Origin of the sequence: Bacillus sp. FSL M7-1345 (assembly GCF_038006985.1) — a bacterium.
Taxonomy (GTDB): domain Bacteria; phylum Bacillota; class Bacilli; order Bacillales; family Bacillaceae_G; genus Bacillus_A; species Bacillus_A cereus_U.
This window is the reverse complement of the sequence record NZ_JBBOWG010000001.1, coordinates 4,894,027-4,917,171: the sequence shown is the minus strand read 5'-3', so window position 1 is coordinate 4,917,171 and position 23,145 is coordinate 4,894,027. Positions and strand designations below refer to the sequence as shown.

Here is a 23,145-nt window from a genome sequence, read left to right as displayed (position 1 = left end):
ATTATAGGTATTTCGTAATACAATAACATATAGAAAGGGATACATGGAAAAGAAAAAGTAGGGAGATTATTTTATGTTCAGAGATCTATTTGTAAATATGACAATCATTCTTTCCTTTATCTTTGTAGGTGCTCAGCTTTTAAGAGATAAGCCGTTAAAAGAAGGGTTCTCTTTTTGGCAGAAATGTTTGATCGGCATTTTAACTGGAATATTAAGTATATTATTGATGCATTTTGGTGTACATATTGAAAAGATTATGTTGGATTTACGTTATTTAGCAGTTATTTTGGCAGTTATAATTGGTGGCCCAATAGCTAGTAGTATAACAGTTATGATCATTTTAATAACGCGGGTATTTTTTACTGAGTATTCTTTAGCCTCTGAATTGGCTTGCTATACTATCGTGGCAATAGGGATTGGCATTACCCTCATTTGGCGGATGAAGATTTCTATATTTACAAAATGGATATGGTTTAATGTGTACAGTTTGTCTATTTTAATACTACCACTTTATATTTTATTTAAGGATATATATGTAGTGGTTTTATATTTAGTTTGTTGTATTGTAGCGGCATACATCACATTTGTAAGTGCAAGTTACGTATTGCAATCCAATGAATTATTTCAAACGATGAAGCATTATGCAACGATAGATGCATTAACGAATCTAGGAAATGTAAGGCAGTTTGATTTCGAGATGAATCGTCATATTGGTAGCAAGCATATGAAAAATGATTCACTTTGTTTATTACTTATCGATATTGATCACTTTAAGTATGTAAATGATACGTACGGTCATCCTGCTGGAGATGAAGTGTTAAAACAACTAGGACGTATTTTGTTAGAGAATGCACCATTCCCAAATTTAGTCTTTCGAAAGGGTGGCGAAGAGTTTGCTCTGTTGTTACCAAAAAAGAGAGTAGCATTTGGAACTCGTATAGGGGAACAAATTCGACTAGCTGTTGAAAAGCATTCATTCCAACTGCAAAATGGGAAAAAAATTAAAATTACAGTTTCTGTCGGAATTTCAGAGTATAAAAAATCACCTGATCAATTTATTCAATCAGCGGATGATGCGTTATATTATTCAAAAAGAAATGGTAGAAACAAGGTTAGTTCAGCATCATAGGAATTCGGGGAGTACTTAAAACATTTCTGCAAAATAGATTAAAACCCACAGACATTTATTGTTCTGTGGGTTTTAATCTATTTTTAAATTTATTAATAAAAAGCTTTATGTTAGACAAGTTCTTTCGGTGCAACGAATTTACGATATGCACCGTGATGTGTTGGTCCTACGTATTCGTTAATCTTAAATGAATGACGAATTGCAGCTGTGATGAATTCTTTCGCGGTTTTTACTGCTTCTTTCACAGTTTTTCCTTTTGCAAGTTCTGCTGTAATTGCAGCAGAATATGTACAACCTGCACCGTGTGTATTTGTCGTATCAATCTTTTCTGATTCTAGAAGATCGAATGTTTCGCCGTCATATAACACATCAATAGCAGTTTCTGTGCCTAGTTTGCTACCACCTTTAATCAGTACGTATTTAGCACCTAAAGCGTGGATTTTTTTTGCAGCTTCTTTCATGTCCTCAAGAGAATTAATTTTCACACCACTTAATTGATATGCTTCAAATAGGTTTGGCGTTACAACTAATGCTTTTGGGACAAGAACGTCACGTAAGCAATCATTCGTTTCAGGATGTAATGCTTCGTCAGCTCCTTTACATACCATAACAGGATCAACTACTACATTTTCGAAATTATGCTTTTCAATTGTTTCTGCAACCATTTCGATAATTTCTACTGATCCAAGCATACCTGTTTTTAAAGCATCTACGCCAACACCTTCAATTGTTGTTTCTAATTGTGGTTTTAATGTAGAAGCCGCAATTGGGAATACGTTATGTGCCCAACCGTTATGTGGGTCCATTGTTACGATTGTTGTAAGAGATGTCATTCCATATACGCCAAGTTCTTGGAATGTTTTTAAATCTGCTTGTATACCAGCACCGCCACTTGTGTCAGAACCAGCGATTGTAAGTGCCTTATTTAATGTCATTATGAAAGCCCCCTCAAGTGATATAATGAAAACTATGTTTTCACTATTATATCAATGTTACGAATAAGTACAAAGTGAAAAGTAGATGATTTATGTTAAGTACTATTTAAAATCTTGTATGTAGGAGACGAATTATGTTTCAAGAGAATCGTACAAATGAATTAGTTATATTAAAAGAAATTGCAGAAACGTTGAATACCTCAAATGATACATATCACGTACTTCAAGCTGTGCTGGAAAAGCTATTGAATGTAACTGGTTTAACGACAGGATGGATTTTTCTTGCGGATGAAAATGGCAGATATACGAAATTAATTGATTACCAATTACCAGAGGGATTGAGATTCAAAAATAAACGGCCGATGTGTGAGGGGAATTGCTGGTGCCTATACAGCTTTGTGGAAGGGAAATTAGAGCGAGCGGTTAATATTATTGAATGTAAGAGAATTAATAATGCAATTGAATACAACTGGGGAGATACAGAAGGGATTGTGCATCATGCGACAGTACCGCTCAAAGCAGGTGGAGACGAATTTGGCGTATTAAATGTAGCTAGCCCAGGTAAAACGCATTTTTCTGAAGAAGAATTAGTACTATTACAATCAGTTGCCTTTCAAATTGGAACAGCGTTAAAGCGTACAAAACTGTATGAAAATGAAAAGAGAAGAGCTCATTATTATGTAAAGTTAGAACGCTTTATTCAAGCTTTAAGGACAATTCATAAATTTAATGCATTACCAGAGGAGATTGTAAAGCAAATAGGGAGCTTATTTCTATGGGAGCAAGTCGTATTCTTTAGTAGAGAAGAAAATGAACTTGTCGTAAGGGCCGCATATAAGACGGGTGAACTACAAGAGGATTTGAGGGCGGCAGCACAGGAAGCGTTGGAAAAAGAAGAGTCTGTCTTGTTGAAGAGTCAGGTTGGTAATATAGAGCATCCCAATAGGGCAGTTATCGCTATTCCGATACATATTCAAGATCATATATTTGGAGTATTAAGTGTAAGTTCGAATAATGGAGAATTTGATATAAATACGATAGATGTAGTACAAGCGTTAGCAAATCATATTTCATTAATGATAGAGAACTTAAGATTAAATGAAAAACGCCGCGAACTTGTACGAATGGAAGAGCGTAATCGTTTAGCTAGAGATTTACATGATTCTGTTTCACAAAAGTTGTTTTCATTAACGTTTATGACGAAAGGCGCTGAAGCTGTCTTAAAGGGCCAAAATGAAAAGGTAGATCAGTCTTTGTATGAGATGCGTGAATTAGCACAAGGTGCCTTAAAAGAAATGAGAACGTTAATTTGGCAACTCCGTCCGGCTGGATTAGAGAAAGGGTTATTACCAGCTTTAAAGCAATATGGTGAAAGTTTAGGATTGAAAATTCGGGAACAGGTTACAGGTGTGCGTGATTTGCCGCGTGTAGTAGAAGAAGCGCTATGGCGAATTGGACAAGAAGCTTTAAATAACGTAAGTAAGCATGCGAATGTAGGAGAAGCGACGATTTATTTCAAAGTGACGGAGAAAAATGTATCATTAGAAATAGTCGATCAAGGAAATGGTTTTGTAGAAAAGGATATAAAAGAGAAGAAATCACTCGGTATGACTACGATGCGTGAAAGAGTAGAATTAGTTGGTGGAACAATTAAAATTGTAAGTAGTAAGAAACGAACGAGTGTAAAAGTAAATGTACCATTATGATGTAAAAATGAGGGAAGTTTGTGAAAATAAAAGTATTGTTAGTTGATGATCATACAGTTGTTTTAAAAGGATTGGCATTTTTTCTAAGCACACAGGAAGATTTTGAATTAGTTGGGGAAGCAAACAATGGGAAAGAAGCGTTGGTGAAAGTAGGCGAAACGAGTCCAGATGTCGTATTAATGGATTTATATATGCCTGAGATGGATGGAATTGAGGCAACAGCTTGTATTAAAAAAGAATATCCAAACGTGAAAGTAATTGTATTAACTAGTTTTTCTGATCAAGCTCATGTATTGCCGGCACTAAAAGCTGGGGCGAGCGGTTATATTTTAAAAGATATAGAACCAGATCAGCTTGTTGAAGCTATTCGAAGCGCGTATAAAGGTAATATTCAATTACATCCAGATATAGCAAATGCCCTTCTTTCTCAAACATTACCACAGGAAGAAAAAGAAGAAGAACCTTCCGTTCAAGTGGATGTGTTAACAGCGAGAGAAAATGAAGTATTGCAGCTATTGGCGAAAGGGATGAGTAATAAAGAAATCGCTTCTGTTTTAGTTATTACAGAAAAAACGGTAAAAGCTCATATGAGTAGTATTTTGAGTAAGTTACATTTATCCGATCGCACACAAGCAGCATTATATGCAGTGAAAAATGGAATTGTATAAGACAAAAGTCGTAAGACCTAGTTCGCCTTTAGAAGGTGGACTTTTTTTATGGAAAAATACGTCTATGTGAGGACGTAATTGTCTTGATATAAAGATAGAATATATTTGTAAGCAACAGCAATTACAAGGGAGTACCCTTTTTCGTAAGTGATATATAACAACATAAGAGTGAGTATTAGGAGGAAAAACAATGGCAACAGTTTTATTTGTAAAAGCAAACAACCGCCCAGCGGAACAAGCAGTAAGTGTGAGATTATACGAGGCATTTTTAGCAAACTATAAAGAAGCACATCCAAATGATACAGTAGTAGAACTTGATTTATATAAAGAAGAATTACCATATGTAGGCGTAGATATGATTAATAGTACATTCAAAGCAGGTAGAGGATTTGATTTAACAGAAGAAGAAGCAAAAGTGGTAGCAGTTGCTGATAAGTATTTAAATCAATTTCTAGAAGCTGATAAAGTAGTTTTCGGTTTCCCATTATGGAACTTAACGATTCCAGCCGTATTACACACGTATATTGATTATTTAAACCGTGCTGGTAAAACGTTTAAATATACACCAGAAGGTCCAGTTGGGCTTATTGGAGATAAGAAGATTGCGTTATTAAATGCACGCGGCGGCGTATATTCTGAAGGACCAGCAGCTGAAATGGAAATGGCTGTTAAATATGTAGCAAGCATGATGGGCTTCTTCGGCGCAACAAACATGGAAACAGTAGTTATCGAAGGACATAATCAATTCCCAGATAAAGCAGAAGAGATCATTGCAGTAGGTCTTGAAGAAGCGGCTAAAGTAGCAAGTAAATTTTAATTAAAAACATAATCGTCACTCGAAAAAACAGCATTAACATTTACATGTTAATGCTGTTTTTTTATATTAATTTGTAGTTTCGTTATGTTTAGGAAGCGGAAATGCATTGCCAATTGCCGCAGCCCCGAGCATCGGTAATAATAAATTGAGCGGGAAAAACATGAGTAATAGTAATGTTATAGCTATTGGTTTTCTTAATGCATAGCTTGAAATAGCTGTTGTGACGATGGCTACAGAAGATATGGGATCTATAGGCAGAATAGAAGCTATAGCGTATCCGATACTTGATCCAGCAAATATAATGGGGAAAATATGTCCGCCGCGCCAACCCGTATTTAAACAAACGGCAGTAATACATAATTTTAAAACCCCTGAAAGAAGTAGTACCCAGAAGGATAAATGGCTCCATTCAACGACTAAATCTTTTAATTGATGTTCCCCTGAAAATAACGTGTACGGAAGAAAAGTTCCTGTAACCCCTAATAAAATACCACCGATAATTCCAAGTGATACTTTGTATTCCCTGAAGGGGTGGATTAATTTCTCTAATATGAATTCTAATTTGAAATAAAAGAAACCAACTATAGCACCAATACTAGCAAGTGGTAGAAAGGCGATCCATTCATTAAGAGCAAGAGACCCTTCCCCGAAATCAACAATAAAGGATCCACGATTATCGAGTTTACTAAGTAATAAGTAAACGGAAAAACCGGCAAAAGTGGTAGCTAAATATACAATTGCTTTTTTTCCTTTCGAAAATTCATTAATTTGTTCACCCTCATCTTCATTCGGAGCTAAGTAACCGAATAATGGTGCATTAAAAATGACACTTAAAGTAGCACCAATTCCAACCTCTGTTAGTTCATTCATTCCCTTTAAAGCAAATTTAAAGCGATCTCCTACCCATGTACAAAGTCCACCGATAATTCCAACAAGTGCAGCTTCTGGTCCTAAGCTAGCTCCAAATATTAAAACGATAATCGCAGTTAAAGTAGCTTTATGTACAAAACTGTATTCAATTCTACCTGTTTTTTTATATTCAGCCATCACTTCCGGCATAAGACGTGGATATGTACCGAAGTATTTTTGTGTTAAACCAACAAGGATACCACCGATGATTGTTACACAAATGGTGTAATAAGGAGGAGAAGAGAAAATAGTAGGTAAGTATCCCCAAATAAAGTGAATTCCGATATTTATTGTAACTAAAAATAACCAGACTGTAGCTCCTACTATAGCGCCTAAAAGAATGCCATATAGGACGAGTATATAGTGCATGTCCTTTTTATTTGTCATGTTGTACCTCCGTTATGTAAGTTTTAATGTAGAAAGGATTAAATATGCTAGTGTGAAATGAATTGAATATATATAGTATCTTTTTGAGGGGTTGGCTTATTCAATATATTAGGTTCTCATAAAAATTTGAAACCAACGCGGTTAAACCACTTATTTAATTCTATATATTGATCGGAGTTTTTAAAAGGTCTTTTTCAAATGAATATGGAATATATTTCTTTTGCTGTTTAAATTAAATTCCTTACATTTAATTTAGAACATTCAGAAAAACTATTTGACATTAGGAAATTATTGCTATAAAATCAACGGTAATTGCATAGTCTTATCAAGAAAAGGTGGAGGGACAGGCCCGATGAAACCTTGGCAACAGCCGTATAACGGAATTGTGCCAAATCCTGCAGGTAATAATCCTGAGAGATAAGAAAGAGCCTTAGAGCGTGTCTTCAAACTGCTCCTTTCTTGTTTTCAGGAAAGGAGCAGTTTTTTATTTTGCATTAAAAGAAAGGAGAATGAGAGATGGGAGAATCATGGGGGAAAGGAACGATTTGTGTGCAAGGTGGCTATACGCCAAAAAATGGTGAGCCGCGTGTTTTGCCACTTTATCAAAGTACAACGTATAAATACGATACGTCAGATGATTTAGCAGCACTATTTAATTTAGAGGCAGAAGGATATATATATACGCGTATTGGAAATCCTACTCTAGCTGCATTTGAGCAGAAGTTATCAGATTTAGAAGGCGGTGTAGGGGCTGTTGCAACAGCTTCTGGGCAGGCAGCTATTATGCTTGCGGTTTTAAATATTTGCAGTAGTGGAGACCATTTACTTTGTTCTTCAACTGTTTACGGAGGAACGTTTAATTTATTTGGAGTGAGTTTGCGCAAGCTTGGCATTGATGTTACGTTCTTTAATCCTAATTTAACAGCAGATGAAATTGCGGCACTTGCTAATGATAAGACAAAACTTGTTTATGCAGAATCGTTAGGAAATCCAGCAATGAACGTTTTGAATTTCAAAGAACTTTCAGCGGCAGCAAAAGAATTAGAAGTACCTTTTATCGTTGATAATACATTAGCGACACCTTATTTATGCCAGGCGTTTGAACATGGGGCAAATATCATTGTCCATTCTACAACGAAATATATTGATGGCCATGCAAGTTCTCTAGGCGGCATTGTAATAGATGGAGGGAACTTCGATTGGACAAATGGAAAATATCCTGAGCTTGTCGAACCTGATCCGAGTTATCACGGTGTAAGCTATGTTCAAAATTTTGGAGCAGCAGCGTATATTGTGAAAGCGCGTGTTCAATTATTAAGAGACTACGGAAACTGTATGAGCCCATTCAATGCATATATTAGCAACATTGGCCTGGAAACATTGCATTTACGAATGGAGCGTCATAGTGAAAATGCTCTCGAAGTTGCTAAGTGGCTTGCTAATCATGATCGCATTGAATGGGTGAATTATCCAGGGTTAGATAGTAATGAAAATTACTCGTTAGCACAAAAGTATTTGAAAAAAGGTGCTAGTGGAGTTTTAACATTTGGTATTAAGGGCGGATTAGAAGCAGCAAAAGAATTTATCGCAAATGTAAAACTCGCAACTCTTGTAACGCATGTAGCTGATGCAAGAACTTGTGTAATACATCCCGCTAGTACGACGCACAGACAATTAAGCGCAGAAAATCAGCGTTTAGCTGGCGTTACATCTGATTTAATCCGTTTATCGGTCGGTATAGAAGATGTTTCTGATATTATTGCAGATTTAGAAGCAGCGCTAGTCGGAGGCAAACAACATGCCGATCATAATTGATAAAGATTTACCAGCTCGCAAAGTATTGCAGAAGGAAAATATTTTTGTAATGACGAAGGAGCGAGCAGTAACACAAGATATACGTGCTTTGAAAATTGCTATATTAAATTTAATGCCTACAAAGCAAGAAACAGAGGCGCAATTACTTCGTTTAATTGGAAATACACCGTTGCAATTAGATGTTCATTTACTTCATATGGAATCGCATCTGTCTCGCAATGTAGCACAGGACCATTTAACGAGCTTCTATAAAACATTCCGTGATATTGAGAATGAAAAATTTGATGGACTCATTATTACAGGAGCACCAGTTGAAACTCTTTCTTTTGAAGAAGTAGATTATTGGGAAGAGCTTGGACGTATTATGGAGTATTCAAAAACAAATGTAACATCTACGCTTCATATTTGCTGGGGGGCACAAGCTGGTTTGTATTATCACTATGGTGTGCCGAAGTATCCTCTTGCGGAAAAAATGTTTGGTGTATTTGAACATGAGGTTCGCGAGCAACATGTGAAATTGTTACAAGGGTTTGATGAAGTGTTTTTTGCTCCGCATTCTCGTCATACAGAAGTACGAGAGAGCGATATTGAAAAAGTGAAAGAATTAACGTTATTAGCCAATTCTGAAGAAGCGGGTGTTCATCTTGTTATTGGGCAAGAGGGAAGGCAAGTTTTCGCACTGGGACACAGTGAATATAGTTGTGATACGTTAAAGGAAGAATACGAACGGGACCGACAAAAAGGGTTAAATATTGATGTGCCAAAAAATTATTTTAAACATAATAATCCAGATGAGAAGCCACTTGTTAGGTGGAGGAGTCATGGGAATTTATTATTCTCTAATTGGCTGAATTATTACGTGTATCAAGAAACCCCTTATATATTGTAAATAATGATTGTGTAACACGTGGTAGCGTTTTATTTGTAAAGATTAACCCTTATTTTTCCGAATGTTCAAAATACATTGTTTTTCAGATTTTTTGTCTATATAATGGCATCTAAACACAATTTTTGAGGGGTGGACAGTATTATGAAAGAAATTCAAGTGGGCTTATTAGGTCTTGGGACAGTTGGTAGTGGTGTAGTTCGTATTATTACAGATCATCAAGAACGACTTATACATCAAGTCGGTTGTCCAGTGAGAGTAACGAAAGTGTTGGTGCAAAATATTGAGAAAGAGAGAGAGGTAGAGGTACCTTCTACTCTATTAACACAAGATGTGAATGAAATTTTAGATAATCCTAATATTGATGTTGTCATCGAAGTAATGGGCGGCATTGATGATGCGAAAGCATATATTTTACAGGCTTTAAAAGGAGGGAAGCACGTTGTGACTGCAAATAAAGATTTAATGGCGTTACACGGAGCGGAACTCTTAGCGGTAGCAAAAGATAACAAGGCTGATTTATTTTATGAAGCAAGTGTAGCTGGAGGGATTCCAATTTTACGAAGCATCGTAGAAGGACTTTCTTCAGATCTTATTACGAAAGTAATGGGAATTGTAAATGGAACGACAAATTTTATTTTGACGAAAATGTCAGACGAAGGGAGAGCATATAACGACGTGTTAAAAGAAGCTCAGCAGCTTGGATTTGCAGAAGCAGATCCAACATCAGACGTAGAAGGTTTAGATGCGGCAAGAAAAATGACGATTTTGGCTACTCTCGGTTTCTCTACAAATGTAGAGCTTGGAGATGTGAAGGTAAAAGGAATTACTTCTATTACAGCAGAAGATATTGAATATAGTAAGAGCTTAGGCTATACAATTAAATTAATTGGTCTTGCAAAGCGAGATGGCGAGAAATTAGAGGTTACAGTTGAGCCAACTTTACTTCCAAATGCACACCCTCTTGCGGCAGTGCAAAATGAATATAATGCTGTCTATGTGTATGGTGAAGCGGTAGGAGAAACGATGTTTTATGGTCCGGGAGCAGGAAGCTTACCGACAGCGACAGCTGTTGTTTCTGACCTAGTTGCTGTAATGCAAAATATTAGGCTAGGTGTAAACGGAAATAGTGCGGTATCCCCGCAGTATAAAAAGGTACTAAAAGAGTCAGATGAAATTATTGTGAAAAAGTTTTTAAGACTTCATGTGAAAGACGAAATTGGTGTGTTTGCAAAAATTACATCATTGTTCTCTGAGCGCGGTGTTAGTTTTGAAAAGATTATTCAAATGCCACTTGAAGAGAAAGGGAAAGCAGAAATCGTAATTGTAACGCATCGTGCTTCTCTTGCGGATTATGAGTACATTCTACATACATTGCAATCGTATGAAGAAATAGATTGTGTGAAAGCAAACTATCGAATTGAAGGAGATGCTAAGTAGTATCTCTTCCAATAAATAGAAAAAACCCTATTAAGCGGCTTGCTTAATAGGGTTTTTTCTATTTAAAATCTGCGTACCAACTTGAATAAATGCTTGAATAATCCAACCTGTTGTAAAGGATAAGATAATTGTTCCAAAATAGATTGGCCCATCTAATAAGAAGCTTAGTGTTAAAAATAAAAAAGCTAATGAAATTTCTGTTCTTCTAAATGTCCATTTCTTTTTCTCAGCAACAGTTAAAACGAAAGCCTCTTGAGGTGCCGCGCAAAGATTAGTAGAGACGTAAAGACCAATTCCGGCTCCGACGAATAGATTTCCAGAAATAAGTGTTATATATTTTGGAAGAGAGCGGATAGCGTCCATAATAGTCGTAATAGAACCAACCCAATCAACAAAAAGAGAAATAAGAATCATTGTGACAATTGTGCCGATTGTAATTTGTTTTTTGTCCCAAAAGAGTACGATCAGGGTAAAAACAAAGTTAATCATGAAAATCCAAAAACCAATACTTATCCCGAAATTTTGATATAGTGCAATAAAGAAGGAATCATAAGGGCTAAGTCCAAAGGAAGTAATTGTCGTCATCATATTAATGCCGATGGCGAGAATGAGTAAACCGCCAATGAAAAATATATATTCTAATTTGAATCGAAGCATAGTTGTATATCCTTTCAAAATGTATTTGCTAAGAAAGGATATACTGTGGAAAGCTTACCAGGTCAAGCGAGAATTTTTGAGGGGAAGGGGAGAATAAGATGACGAATATAAGAAAGATTGCTGAACTTGCTGGGGTATCTGTTTCAACTGTTTCACGTGTACTCAATAATCATCCGTATGTGAATGAACAGAAACGAAAAGAGATTTTAGCGATTATAGAAGAATTAAATTATACGCAAAATGTGAATGCTATTCATTTAGTGAAAGGAAAAACGAATGTAATTGGCGTTTTATTGCCGCACGTAAATGATCAATATTACAGTGCCATTATTGGGGGGATATCAAAGGAAACCGCAAAGAACAATTATAATATGATGCTTTGCCAGACAAATTATAGCGAAGAAAAAGAGCTTGAAATTTTACATATGTTAAAAATGAAAAAGCTTGATGGAGTAATTATATGTTCACGGACAAATAGTAAGGAAAAACTTGAAGAGTATACGAAGTTTGGTCCAATTGTGATGTGTGAGGAAATAGATTCGAATTTCATTTCAAGTGTACATATTGATTACTACAAAGTATTTTTGCGCGGGATGAAAAGCTTAATAGATGCTGGTCATACACGTATCGGATATTGCATTGGAAGAAGTAATAGCATTAATAGTCAAAGGCGAAAAAAGGCGTATGAGGATTCACTTCAACAGATTGTTGTAACACCGTTAGATGCCTGGAAGTTTAAAGGCTGTTTTACGGTGGAAGATGGGCGCAATGTAGTCAGAGAATGGGCTAATATGTCTGTAAAACCGACGGCGTTTCTTGTATCTTGCAATCATATTGCTGCAGGAATGGTAACGGAGGCGAAAAAACAAGGAATTCGTATCCCAGAGGATATTACGATTATCGGATGTGATGATCAAGAAGTGGCAAATATATTAGGTATTACGACGATTTCGCATTCTAGTAAAAATGTTGGTGTAAAGGCATTTGAATTATTATATGAAAAGATTAATGATGAGGAAATAGATGTGAAGCATGTAGAGTTATTGCCAGAATTGGTAGATAGGGAAACGACATAATAGAGAAGGTATGAAAATCGCTTTTCGAAAATTCGTTTGGTATAATTATGGACAATCTATAGGGGCTAAAAGGGGTTTTGATATGAGATCAAAATTAGTAAAAGTAATTCTACTCATTACAATTGCGTCTTTCTGTTTATTTGCATACGGTTTTGTTTCGGGTGTGAATGATGTATTAAATCCGAAAGCTTCAAAATTAATTACGAAGACTGACGTAGTGGCAAAAGAGAAAAAGAAAACGGGAACGTTACAAATAGTTAGTTTAGGTGATTCATTAACGCGCGGCGTTGGTGACAAAGAAGGAATTGGCTATATTGGACGAATGAAAGAGGATTTACAAAAAGATTATAAACAAAAAGTTGCACTAACCAATTTGGCAGTTAGTGGCGCAAAAATGCCGGATTTATTAAAACAACTAGAGGGTAGCGGAGCTCAATATTCAATTAAGCAAGCAGATGTAATTGTTTTAACAATTGGAGGAAATGATTTATTCCCAGGATGGGAATCGCTCGGAAAAATAGATTTAGAGACATATCGTCCTGATACGGAAACGTTTCAAAATGAGGCAAAGAAAATTATAGAAGAAATTCGTAAATTAAATACAGATAGCCCTATTTTTTGGCTAGGTTTATACAATCCTTTTGAGGATGTAGAAGATTTAAGAGGTTCATCAAATATTGTTGTTGATTGGAATGCTTCTTTAGAGAAGTTAGCATTAAATGATAAAAATGTATATATTACACCGACATTTGATTTATTCCAAAATCGCGGAAAAGATTTATTATACTCCGATCATTTTCATCCGAATGAAGTCGGCTACACATATATGGCAGAGCGATTAGTCCAAAACGTCGTAAGTAAATTAAAACTAGAACAAGGAGGGATAAAATGACGATGATACTTTCCGTACGAGACGTGAAGAAGGTAATGGGAAAGAAGACACTTGTAGAAGACATTTCATTTGATGTAAAACAAGGAGAAGTGTTTGGCTTCTTAGGGCCGAACGGAGCCGGGAAAACGACAACAATTCGAATGTTAGTCGGACTGATTAAAGCGACAGAAGGTACTATTTCTATTGGTGGTTATTCTATTAAGGAAAATTTCAGAGAAGCGATGCGTCAAATTGGAAGTATCGTTGAAAACCCAGAGCTTTATACATATTTAACGGGATGGGAAAACTTAAAGCAATTTGCGCGCATGCTTGGTGATATATCAGATGAACGTATTATTGAAATTGCAAAAATGGTTCATTTAGATGAGCGTATTCACGATAAGGTAAAAACATATTCCCTTGGTATGAAGCAGCGCCTTGGAATTGCACAGGCGCTACTTGGAAATCCGAAATTGCTCATATTAGATGAACCGACGAATGGTTTAGATCCAGCTGGGATTAGAGAACTTAGGGAATTTATACATAAGCTTGTAAAAGAAGAAAATATGAGTGTATTTATTTCGAGTCACTTATTAAGTGAAGTGCAAATGATATGTGACCGTGTGGCTATTATTCATAAAGGAAAAATGATAACAGTTGCACCTATTGAAGAGTTGATCAAAACAGCGAGTGATCGTGTGGAATGGGTCGTTACACCGGTTTCCAAAGCGAAAGACATGTTAGATGCTGCTGAAGAGGTAGAGGAAGTTAGTATAGAAGATGAGCGTTTACTATGTCGTATGGATGTTGCGTCTATTAGTGTTTGGAATAAGCACTTTGTGGAAAACGAGATAGATGTACATAGCGTCAAAGAGCTTGTATTTACGCTAGAAGATTTATTTATTGAACTCACAAGGGGTGAGCAACATGCGTGAATTTGCGAATCTAGTTTTAAATGAATCAGAAAAGATTTATCGTAAGAAACGGATTGTTGTTGTCATGCTTATTTTAGCAATCTTGATTCCGCTTTTTGTGTATGCTCAGTATCGTGAAATAGAAACAACGCAAAAAAGGCTTGGTACGACCGATTGGAAAGTATCATTACAGCAACAAATTGTTGATTCCCAAAACCGCTTGAACAATTCTAGATTGCCAGAAGAATGGCGTGATTGGCTAAAAGTAAGAGTGGAACAGCAACAATATTATTTAGATCATAATATTAATCCGACTGCACCAGGGGCACCAACATTTGTGAGGGCGTTTATTGAACAAGGAATAACGTTATTTATTCCATTGCTTGTTATGATTGTCGCCATTGATATTGTTTCAGGAGAACGAAGCGATGGTACGATGAAAATGCTTCTGACGAGGCCTATTCGACGCTGGAAAATACTCCTTAGTAAATATGTGACGATGCTATTTTTCATTTCGCTCATATTGCTTCTTGTCGGTTTATTTGCTTACGCATTATCAGGGATTGTATTTGGATACTCTGGATGGAACTTACCTGTTTTAACAGGATTCGTCATTGATAAGGAGACATTAAATACGAACTTTGTCCATCTTATTCCGCAGTGGCAATACATTTTAATGGCGTACGGATTAGCTTGGTTTGTTGCCATTGTGGTTGGAACTATATCATTTATGGTTTCTGTTTTAATTCGAAATACACCAGCTGGAATGGGCGTTATGTTAGCTGCGTTAATCGCAGGGGGCATTTTAAGTTCATTCGCAACGTCTTGGGAAGGTGCGAAATACATTTTTAGTGTCAACTTATCGTTAACGGATTATTTATCAGGAAAACTGCCTGCATTGCAAGGATTATCAATGGGATTTTCTTTAATGAATTTAACGGTTTGGGCAGTAGTATCTCTTATCATTTCATTTGTAGTATTTACAAGGCAGGATATGGTGAATTAATTGGATAGGAAGTGAAGGCATGGAAAACATTTTGCAGAATGATTGGGGACCATTACTGGGGTCAGAATTTGAGAAAGAATACTATCAAGCTTTAGCTAATTTTTTAAAAGAAGAGTATGAGGAGCATGTGATTTATCCAAAGAAAGAAGATATTTTTAACGCTCTTCAGTATACAAGTTATGAAAATACAAAGGTCGTTATTTTAGGACAAGACCCATATCATGGACCGAATCAAGCACATGGTTTAAGTTTTTCGGTACAACCTGGTATTAAAACGCCGCCATCTTTGTTAAATATGTATAAAGAACTGCGAGATGAATACGGTTATGAAATTCCGAATAACGGTTATTTAGTAAAATGGGCGGAGCAAGGGGTTTTACTATTAAATACTGTGTTAACGGTTCGTCAAGGTGAGGCGAATTCTCATAAAGGAAAAGGATGGGAGCATTTCACAGATCGCGTAATTGAGCTATTAAATGAACGTGAAAAGCCAGTTGTTTTCATATTATGGGGACGCCATGCTCAGGCGAAGAAAAATTTAATTACGAATACGAATCATCATATTATCGAGTCCGTACATCCAAGCCCATTATCAGCAAGACGTGGTTTCTTTGGAAGTAAGCCGTACTCTAAAGTAAATGAGATTTTATCTAACATGGATGAAAAAGAAATCGATTGGCAAATTTCGAATATATAAACGCAAAAAAGGTAGCTAACAATTGTTAACTACCTTTTTACTATTACTGTTCATTTTTTAGTTTTGCATCTAGTACAAACGTACCAAATGGGATAACTGATGCAACAAGTGCACCAAGTGCCCATAAAATTGTTTTACGGTGTACGATTGTTACTTGAATTACCGCAAAGATGAATAGTACGAATAAAACGCCATGAGCCATACCTGTAATTTTAACAGCTGTTGCAAACCCTGCAAAATATTTTAATGGCATTGCTACAAATAATAGTAATAGGAAAGAAATCCCCTCAACTAAGCCGATTGCTCTTAATCGTCCGATTGGTGTAGATAACATGAAATAGCCTCCTTTAACGTATGCTTGTATATAGTAAATTTGTATTCTTTTTCAAAATAAAATAGTCTATTTTGTTCCATTATATACAAAAAGAAACTTTACACTACGAGAATAGTGCAAAGTTCAAAATATAGTCACAAAAGCAATGTAATTTAAATAAAAACCTATTTGAAGTATTTGACTTCAAATAGGTTTTATGAGTGAAAATATTAAACAAGTACTTCTCTTTTTAGTACGAACTTCTCTACAACTTTTGCAACGCCATCGTTCATATTTGTATCTGTCACATAGTTTGCGATTTCTTTAATATCATCTGGTGCATTGCCCATCGCAACGCCAAGACCGGCAAATTCAATCATCGCTTGATCGTTATAGCTATCGCCCATTGCGATAACTTCTTCGCGTTTAATACCAAGTTTTTGGATTAATTGGTTTAAGCTCGTTCCTTTTGTAACACCATATTCAGTGAATTCTAAGAAGAATGGTTTAGAGCGCATAACGCTTAATTGACCTTCTAGTTGTTTTTGTAGTTTCTTTTCTACTTCAACAAGGCGTTCAGCTTCTTTATTCATTAATACTTTTACTACAGGCTCTTTAACAGCAGCTTTAAAATCATCTACTACAACAATTGGCATACCAGTAATGTCGCCCTCAATTTCAGTATACGGATTATTTTCTTCTGTTACGATATCATCACCAATATAAGTATGAATCCATACATCTTCAGTTTTACTAATTTCAAATAGGTTGTGAACGATTTCAGGAGATAGCGTGCTACTAAAGATTTCTTCATTTGTTTTACAGTTAATAATTTTAGCACCGTTAAAAGATAGAATGAAGCTACCGTATTCTTCTAAAAGAAGTTCTTTTGCAACATTGCGCATACCAAAAGTTGGGCGCCCAGAAGCAAGTACAACTTTAACTCCTTGTTCTTGTGCTGTCATTAAAGCCTCTTTCGTACGAGGTGAAATGGTATGGTCATCGCGTAATAAAGTATCATCTAAATCTAAAACAATCATTTTATAAGTCATATAGAAAATTCCTTTCTTTGTTGGAATAGAAATAAATTTTTATGAAGATCTTGGGGAATATATAGTAAGACATCGAACCTCTTTACATGAAATTAGGAGAAGTTCTGCATTGTTAGTATAAATTATCATGAGCGTGTTGCCCATGACAATTTATCCCGCTATTTGTGGGCAGTAAGACTCCCACCTCAAAATTCAGCTGGAGCAAAGAAGTTAGGTGGGAGATCAACTGCCCGTAAACGCCCGATTGGTTCAACTAATAATCAGTGGGGGGTGAACAAAACCCCCACTGATTAAAGTTTCACTTTATCATTATCGTAACAACTCTAAAGATAGAGTGCAATAATGGAAGTTTTCCAATTTACGATAGTTGTTTTTCGTGCGAACGAGAAAATAGTATTTCCAACAAGATAGCCATTACAGATCCAAGAATGAGACCGTTACTTAAAAATGATGCTAAAAATGGCGGCAGCGTAGAAAATGCTCCAGCTGGAACGAACATAACTCCGATTCCCGTAAAGATTGAAAGACCTGCTACTTTAAATAATTGTTCTTTATTTTGTACAGTGTCATATTCACGAAAAGCGAGACCAATCATGCTTGCAAATACAGGGTAAATCGCAGCATACCCAACTGCAACGGGGATTGCTGCAAAGAATGAAGTAATCTTTGGGAATATACTAACAAGAATGATAAAGCTTGACCCTAACATAAATGGGAGGCGTTTATAAATATTTGTTGTTGCGATAAATCCTGCTGATCCAGAAATGGCAACAGGACCAATGGCTGAAAATAGACCGCCTAGTAATTGATTTATTCCTGTTATAATGCCAGCTTGTTTGAAGCGATCTGGAGCAGAATCTTCTTCATACTTTGAAACAACCTTTTGTACAACGCGAATACTTGCTAACATATTTGTTAGAAGTAATAGTGTGACGAAAACTACCGTAATTGCCATGTTCCATTCAATGCGGGGCATTCCGAAAACAAATAGAGATGGAAGACGAATTATATCTGTCACAGGTGTTACTGGATTAGATAATCCGAAGCACGCGAATAATATCCAGCCGCAGACGATACTGAAAAGAACGGAATATTGTCCAATAATAGGTAGCTTCATAATGAAAAAAGATAGTAAAATAACAATGAGTGAAAGAATAAATACCTTTGGCTGTACTTCTGTATGTTGTCCATCAAGGCCAAACATGCCTTTTAAGAAGGAGCCACTAAGTTGTGCGACAAGAAGGAATAAATACGTTCCAATTACTGTAGGTGTAAAGTAGCGAACTAGTTTATCGATAAGTCCAAAAACACTAAGAATAATACAAATAATTCCGCTTAGTAGGAAAGCGTACTGAAGGACCTTAAGTGTTTCATTGCTTGATCCAAATAATACGACGCCTAAACTTGCATACAGGGAGAAAATTCCCCACCAAAGGCCTGCGGGACCTTCTTGAATAGGAAGTTTATGACCGAATATAGCTTGCAGTAGGCCGGCAAAACCGAGAACAAATAATGTCCTTTGTACAAACGCGATAGCTTCAGCGCCGTCGAGGCCGTAACTAGTTGCGACACTAATTGGTACAATAAGACTTCCAGCTAAAATAAATAGTGCCCATTGTAAGGCAGAAAGAAATAGCTTCATTATATCAACCTCTTTCATAGATTCCGTTTCTAGTATATAGGTATTTCATTTCCTTTGGCAAAGATTGTAGATAGAGAAAAGAGTTGAAATATAATATGAATGCACGTAAGCAATTATGGATAGCAGTTATATGTATGACCTTTGTTGTAATTCTAGGGACGCTAGGATTTATGACAATTGAAGAAATTAGTTTGTTTCAAGCATTTTGGATGACGATGATTACTGTATTAACGGTTGGATATGGTGATGTAGTGCCCGTAACACAGGCAGGGAAATTTTTTGCGCTCCTTATTATACCTGTCGGCGTCGGTATCGTTACGTATGCAATGGGGGTAGTAGCAGCTATGATCATTGAGGGTAACTTATTTCATGCAGTGCGGAGGAAGAAGATGGATAAACAAATAGCGCAGTTACAAAAGCATATTATAGTATGTGGTTGCGGAAGAGTAGGGCTTCAAGTTGTACATGAATTACAGGAAAAGAAAATCCCATTTGTAGTTGTGGATAAAGATGAAAGTATATTCGAACAGGAAAAGCTTTTATATGTACATGGGGATGCAACTGAAGATCAAGTGTTACATAATGCGGGAATTTCGAAGGCAGCGGGTCTAGTGGCTATCGTAGCAAACGATGCTGAAAATGTATTTATTACATTAACGGCAAGAGGGCTTAATGGTGCAATTAAAATTGTAGCAAGAGCTGAAAAGCCAGAAACAGAAGAGAAATTACGGCGCGCTGGTGCAAATAAGGTTATTAATCCATCTAGTATGGCAGGTATTCATATCGCAAAAGGTATTGCGAATCCGTTAACAGTTCATTATATTGATACAGTATTGTATGGAATAGAACAATCCTTTGTAATTGAAGAAATTCAAGTTGGTAAAGATTCTATCTTAGCCAGTAAATCGTTACTAGAGAGTAATGTGAGAAATCAATTTGATGTAACAATTTTAGCAATTTTAAGGGATGGGGATATTATCCATAATCCAACGGGGCAGGAAAAACTGCAAGAACATGATATGATAATAGTATTTGGTTCAGTGGAGAAACTGGGGCAATTTGAGAAAGAACTACAAAGTAAGAGGTGACAAGGAATGCAAGTATCTAGTGATAAGATTTTAAATAAAATGGCGAATGAAATTGCAAAGGCAAAAAGTAGTGAAGGACAACAATCAAAAGAACACTTATTAGTTGTACGTGCTTTATGTGATTTATTATTGGATGAACAAGTGGGGCCTTCTACGTATAGAGAACCACAAGTTCAAACACAAGTAATCGGGTCTCAGCCTATGACGACAGTTCAACCAGTTATGCCGGTTTCTGGAGAAAAAGTATATATAAAAGAAAAGGATGCAAACGGTAAATCTTTATTTGACTTTTAAAAGTAAAATCGTTTGGCTTATATGTAAAAATTGCTTATGATAAAGGTAAAAAAGGGGAATTAAGATGAAAATTTTCTTTTTACTAGGTTGTATTGCAGCGGGACTATCTGTTGCATTAGGGGCTTTTGGAGCACATGGTTTAGAAAATAAAATTTCTGCAAAAATGTTAGAAGTGTGGAAGACGGGCGTTACATATCAAATGTTTCATGCAGGTGGCTTATTCGTAGTTGCTCTATTAATGGACAAAATGCAATCATCACTTTTAAGCACCGCGGGTTGGCTTATGGTAGCTGGGATTATTATGTTCTCAGGCAGTCTTTATGCATTAAGTACAACAGGTATTAAATTCTTTGGCCCAATTACACCCCTTGGTGGTGTAGCGTTTATTGTGGCGTGGATTTTAGTCGGAACTGCAGTTGTAAAAGGGTTATAAAAAACAAAAGCTGGCATTTGCCAGCTTTTGTTTATGGTCTTGGAGCATAAGTTGCTTGTTGACTAGGTAAATACGTAATTTCTCCTGGGAATTCTACATAATCTAAGTAAATCATTAGTAGTAAAAAGCGTTTTCCAGATTTCGGTTCACTAATAACGATATGATCACGACCAGCTGCCTCGATGATCCCAGTATAAGATTGTGTACCAAGCGAACTACCACGTTCATAAGTCATTACAACTGTAGCTGGTTTACCTTTGTTTAAACGAAGGATGTTTTCAATATACGATTGCTCTAGTGGTAACATCCCTTGAGAAACTGCAAGTTGAGCTTGAGCAGCTTGTTGTTGCATTGCTTGCTGTTGCTGTTGCTGTTGCTGTTGTTGCTGTTGTTGCTGTTGTTGTGGGGTCATTTGTTGCGGTTGTACATAAGTTCCAGATGGTTGATAAAAACCTGTTCCGTAGTACGGGTTTTGTTGCTGTGCCATTCAAAAATCCCTCCCCATTTTCATTCCTTAATATACGCCTGGACAATCTCCACCAGATGGTTGGAAGAAGCAGTGCTTTTTAAAGCGACCAGAATTTTGTTGGTCATACCAAGTTGGTGGGCAAGGGCCTTCAGGTCTAAAGAACCATAAGGCAAAGTTGGCGGGCCAAAAACGTTGTCCCTGAATAGTCCGTCTTGCCAATGCGATATCTTGTTCTCTCGCTCGTTGATAAAAATACCCTTTTTGAGTTGCCTCAAAACCACCAGGATTTTGATAAACCATTTGACGTAAATTACGTATTTTTTTGAAATCTAAACAATTTCCGCGGACACGATTTACCCCAACGTTTCCGACCATTAACATCCCTTGTTGGCCTTCTCCTTCGGCTTCAGCACGCATCAGTCTAGCTAATAACTTAACATCTTCTTCGTTATACGCGATAACACCCATTATGTGTCACCTCTCTTTTTGGAATGCCTTGTAGAAAGAGGTTCATTTCTAGATGAAGTGTGGAACAATTACTAGTTCATACGTATGAGAAAAAGGACGCAGATATGACAACCAAACGAAGTTTTACATCTAGAGGGGAAAATAAAAAAAGCTAGCGTGAGCTAGCTTTTCATCATTAAAATACTTTAGACCATAAGTTTGAGAAGAAATCGCCAATTGAACGCATTGTTAATACGAACCAATTTGCTTTTTCTACTTCTTCAGTCGTTTTTGCAGTAACTTTCATACTTTTATTTCCGTCTAAGAAACCGTATTTATCAGTTGATTCTAAAACGATTGAACCTACTTTTGCATCTTTCTTAATAGGAGCAACTAAATGCCCATCTTCAGCAAGTGATTTATCTGCTTCAGTAGAAATTTTGTAAGGTGATTTGCTACCTTTTGCAGTAACTACTGTTACTTCTTTTTCTGGTGCAACTGTTACGTAGTCTTCTTTTCCTTTTACTACAGAAATTTTGTTATTTTTATCTACTTTTAATTTCTGTTTTTCGAAGTTATTAAACCCATATTCAATTAATGCGCGAGATTCTGTGAAACGTTCGTCCATTGATTTTGTTTTAATAATAACAGAAATAAGACGTAAATCACCGCGTTTTGCTGTAATAGTGAATCCGTATCCAGCGGTATCAGAACTTCCTGTTTTTAAACCATCAGCTCCTTCATAAGAGAAAGCAGCACCTGGTAACATCCAGTTCCAATTTTCCATACGAATTGGTTTCGGATGATTATCTGGGAAGTTTCTAAATCTTTGTTTTGTATCCTCTAGCATTTCTGGATACTTTGTAATAATTGTTTTTGAAAGAATACCCATATCGCGAGCTGACATGGAGTTTTCTCCATTCGGATCAGTTCCTTCAGGGTGTTTTCCTTTTAAATCAGTGTTGTTTAACCCTGTAGCGTTTACAAATTTATATTTCTTTAACCCTAGTTTTTTCGCATGTTCATTTGCAAGATTTAAGAAGTTCTTTTCACTTCCTGCAAGTAATTCTGCTAAAGCAATACTAGATCCATTCGCAGAGAAGATAACGATAGAATGATATAATTCTCTTACAGTATATTGGCGTCCCTTTTCGAACGGTACGTTAGAGAATTCATTATTACGTGAAACTTCATAAGCGTAATCAGAAATGTTTACTTTCGTATCCCAAGTGATTTTTCCTTCTTTAATTGCTTCTAATACGGCATAAACAACAATTAATTTTGACATACTAGCGATGGCTAGTAGTTCATCTGGATTTTGTTCATGCAGTATTTTTCCTGTATCTGCATCAAATAGAAGTGCAGCAGCTGCCTCTATATGTATTTTTTCTTCCGCATGGGATGTTGTTACTCCTAAGGAAGAAAATGACAATAGAAACAATAGTGAAATAGACAAGATTTTCTTCATATACATTATCACCTTCGCATCGTTAT

Annotated in this window: 24 protein-coding genes and 1 riboswitch; of the genes, 15 read left to right on the top strand and 9 right to left on the bottom strand. The window is 36.3% G+C overall.

Annotated elements, in window-relative coordinates; all coding sequences use genetic code 11:
* Positions 1-73 precede the first annotated feature (73 nt).
* On the top strand, positions 74-1,129 hold the full coding sequence (locus tag MHB76_RS25720; protein ID WP_078174632.1) for a diguanylate cyclase: 1,056 nt from the start codon (positions 74-76) through the stop codon (positions 1,127-1,129).
* A gap of 110 nt (positions 1,130-1,239) precedes the next feature.
* On the opposite strand, the gene pdxK is transcribed toward MHB76_RS25720, so the two are convergent.
* A complete protein-coding gene (pdxK, locus tag MHB76_RS25715) occupies positions 1,240-2,064 on the bottom strand; it encodes a pyridoxine/pyridoxal/pyridoxamine kinase (RefSeq protein ID WP_002113152.1) in 825 nt (274 codons plus the stop codon).
* A gap of 134 nt (positions 2,065-2,198) precedes the next feature.
* Between pdxK and MHB76_RS25710 the strand changes: the two genes are divergently transcribed.
* The 3 genes from MHB76_RS25710 to MHB76_RS25700 all read left to right on the top strand — a co-directional run bounded on the left by MHB76_RS25710 (position 2,199) and on the right by MHB76_RS25700 (position 5,255).
* Positions 2,199-3,770, top strand: a complete 1,572-nt coding sequence (locus tag MHB76_RS25710) for a GAF domain-containing sensor histidine kinase (RefSeq protein ID WP_340988084.1) — start codon at positions 2,199-2,201, stop codon at positions 3,768-3,770.
* Positions 3,771-3,790: 20 nt separating this feature from the next.
* The gene (locus tag MHB76_RS25705) at positions 3,791-4,438 is read left to right on the top strand and encodes a response regulator (RefSeq protein ID WP_002016393.1); all 648 of its coding nucleotides are present in this window, start codon (positions 3,791-3,793) and stop codon (positions 4,436-4,438) included.
* Positions 4,439-4,628: 190 nt separating this feature from the next.
* Positions 4,629-5,255 (top strand): FMN-dependent NADH-azoreductase, encoded by a 627-nt coding sequence (locus MHB76_RS25700; RefSeq protein WP_078174634.1) that lies wholly within the window; start codon positions 4,629-4,631, stop codon positions 5,253-5,255.
* 66 nt (positions 5,256-5,321) lie between these two features.
* Here the strand turns inward: MHB76_RS25700 and MHB76_RS25695 are convergent, their stop codons facing one another.
* Positions 5,322-6,551, bottom strand: coding sequence for a chloride channel protein (locus MHB76_RS25695; protein WP_078174635.1), 1,230 nt, complete (start codon positions 6,549-6,551; stop codon positions 5,322-5,324).
* A gap of 319 nt (positions 6,552-6,870) precedes the next feature.
* A riboswitch (SAM riboswitch) is annotated at positions 6,871-6,975 on the top strand.
* 92 nt (positions 6,976-7,067) lie between these two features.
* Here MHB76_RS25695 and MHB76_RS25690 point away from each other — a divergent pair.
* From MHB76_RS25690 to MHB76_RS25680, 3 genes are all read left to right on the top strand, one after another.
* The gene (locus MHB76_RS25690; protein ID WP_002068601.1) at positions 7,068-8,366 is read left to right on the top strand and encodes a bifunctional O-acetylhomoserine aminocarboxypropyltransferase/cysteine synthase; all 1,299 of its coding nucleotides are present in this window, start codon (positions 7,068-7,070) and stop codon (positions 8,364-8,366) included.
* Entirely contained in the window at positions 8,350-9,255 is a 906-nt protein-coding gene (metA, locus tag MHB76_RS25685) for a homoserine O-acetyltransferase MetA (protein WP_340988081.1), read from the top strand. Before MHB76_RS25690 ends, metA begins: the two co-directional genes overlap by 17 nt.
* 141 nt (positions 9,256-9,396) lie before the next feature.
* Positions 9,397-10,692, top strand: coding sequence for a homoserine dehydrogenase (locus MHB76_RS25680; protein ID WP_078174637.1), 1,296 nt, complete (start codon positions 9,397-9,399; stop codon positions 10,690-10,692).
* Positions 10,693-10,722: 30 nt separating this feature from the next.
* Here MHB76_RS25680 and MHB76_RS25675 read toward each other — a convergent pair whose 3' ends face one another.
* Positions 10,723-11,349: a YczE/YyaS/YitT family protein gene (locus tag MHB76_RS25675; RefSeq protein WP_078174638.1), complete on the bottom strand. Its 627-nt coding sequence runs from the start codon at positions 11,347-11,349 to the stop codon at positions 10,723-10,725.
* A 98-nt stretch (positions 11,350-11,447) separates the two neighbouring features.
* Here MHB76_RS25675 and MHB76_RS25670 point away from each other — a divergent pair, with 98 nt between their 5' ends.
* Genes MHB76_RS25670 through MHB76_RS25650 form a run of 5 tightly spaced genes read left to right on the top strand, consistent with a single transcriptional unit; the run spans position 11,448 to position 15,913 of the window.
* Positions 11,448-12,425, top strand: a complete 978-nt coding sequence (locus MHB76_RS25670) for a LacI family DNA-binding transcriptional regulator (protein WP_078174639.1) — start codon at positions 11,448-11,450, stop codon at positions 12,423-12,425.
* A 10-nt stretch (positions 12,426-12,435) separates the two neighbouring features.
* Positions 12,436-13,317, top strand: a complete 882-nt coding sequence (locus MHB76_RS25665; protein ID WP_002159725.1) for an SGNH/GDSL hydrolase family protein — start codon at positions 12,436-12,438, stop codon at positions 13,315-13,317.
* Positions 13,314-14,231, top strand: a complete 918-nt coding sequence (locus MHB76_RS25660; RefSeq protein WP_002113137.1) for an ABC transporter ATP-binding protein — start codon at positions 13,314-13,316, stop codon at positions 14,229-14,231. Before MHB76_RS25665 ends, MHB76_RS25660 begins: the two co-directional genes overlap by 4 nt.
* Positions 14,224-15,216: an ABC transporter permease gene (locus MHB76_RS25655; protein ID WP_002113133.1), complete on the top strand. Its 993-nt coding sequence runs from the start codon at positions 14,224-14,226 to the stop codon at positions 15,214-15,216. The genes MHB76_RS25660 and MHB76_RS25655 overlap by 8 nt, the downstream gene beginning before the upstream one ends.
* 19 nt (positions 15,217-15,235) lie before the next feature.
* Positions 15,236-15,913 (top strand): uracil-DNA glycosylase, encoded by a 678-nt coding sequence (locus tag MHB76_RS25650; protein WP_016106753.1) that lies wholly within the window; start codon positions 15,236-15,238, stop codon positions 15,911-15,913.
* A gap of 43 nt (positions 15,914-15,956) precedes the next feature.
* Here MHB76_RS25650 and MHB76_RS25645 read toward each other — a convergent pair whose 3' ends face one another.
* The 3 genes from MHB76_RS25645 to MHB76_RS25635 form a co-directional block, all read right to left on the bottom strand.
* Positions 15,957-16,247, bottom strand: a complete 291-nt coding sequence (locus MHB76_RS25645; RefSeq protein ID WP_002113131.1) for a DUF3817 domain-containing protein — start codon at positions 16,245-16,247, stop codon at positions 15,957-15,959.
* 209 nt (positions 16,248-16,456) lie between these two features.
* A complete protein-coding gene (locus MHB76_RS25640) occupies positions 16,457-17,278 on the bottom strand; it encodes a Cof-type HAD-IIB family hydrolase (RefSeq protein ID WP_199673555.1) in 822 nt (273 codons plus the stop codon).
* A 358-nt stretch (positions 17,279-17,636) separates the two neighbouring features.
* Positions 17,637-18,920 carry a purine/pyrimidine permease gene (locus MHB76_RS25635; protein ID WP_016106751.1) on the bottom strand — a complete coding sequence of 428 codons (1,284 nt, stop codon included), beginning with the start codon at positions 18,918-18,920 and terminating at the stop codon, positions 17,637-17,639.
* Positions 18,921-19,015: 95 nt separating this feature from the next.
* Here MHB76_RS25635 and MHB76_RS25630 point away from each other — a divergent pair, with 95 nt between their 5' ends.
* From MHB76_RS25630 to MHB76_RS25620, 3 genes are all read left to right on the top strand, one after another.
* Positions 19,016-20,008 carry a potassium channel family protein gene (locus MHB76_RS25630; RefSeq protein ID WP_002113127.1) on the top strand — a complete coding sequence of 331 codons (993 nt, stop codon included), beginning with the start codon at positions 19,016-19,018 and terminating at the stop codon, positions 20,006-20,008.
* Positions 20,009-20,014: 6 nt separating this feature from the next.
* Complete coding sequence (locus tag MHB76_RS25625; protein WP_078174643.1) at positions 20,015-20,302, top strand: YwdI family protein; 288 nt, start codon at positions 20,015-20,017, stop codon at positions 20,300-20,302.
* A 64-nt stretch (positions 20,303-20,366) separates the two neighbouring features.
* Entirely contained in the window at positions 20,367-20,735 is a 369-nt protein-coding gene (locus MHB76_RS25620; RefSeq protein WP_002016371.1) for a DUF423 domain-containing protein, read from the top strand.
* Between the two features lie 31 nt (positions 20,736-20,766).
* On the opposite strand, the gene gerQ is transcribed toward MHB76_RS25620, so the two are convergent.
* From gerQ to MHB76_RS25605, 3 genes are all read right to left on the bottom strand, one after another.
* The gene (gerQ, locus tag MHB76_RS25615; protein ID WP_340988072.1) at positions 20,767-21,222 is read right to left on the bottom strand and encodes a spore coat protein GerQ; all 456 of its coding nucleotides are present in this window, start codon (positions 21,220-21,222) and stop codon (positions 20,767-20,769) included.
* 27 nt (positions 21,223-21,249) lie between these two features.
* Positions 21,250-21,672 carry a cell wall hydrolase CwlJ gene (cwlJ, locus tag MHB76_RS25610; protein WP_000538158.1) on the bottom strand — a complete coding sequence of 141 codons (423 nt, stop codon included), beginning with the start codon at positions 21,670-21,672 and terminating at the stop codon, positions 21,250-21,252.
* A gap of 175 nt (positions 21,673-21,847) precedes the next feature.
* A complete protein-coding gene (locus tag MHB76_RS25605; RefSeq protein ID WP_078174645.1) occupies positions 21,848-23,125 on the bottom strand; it encodes a serine hydrolase in 1,278 nt (425 codons plus the stop codon).
* Positions 23,126-23,145: the final 20 nt, after the last annotated feature.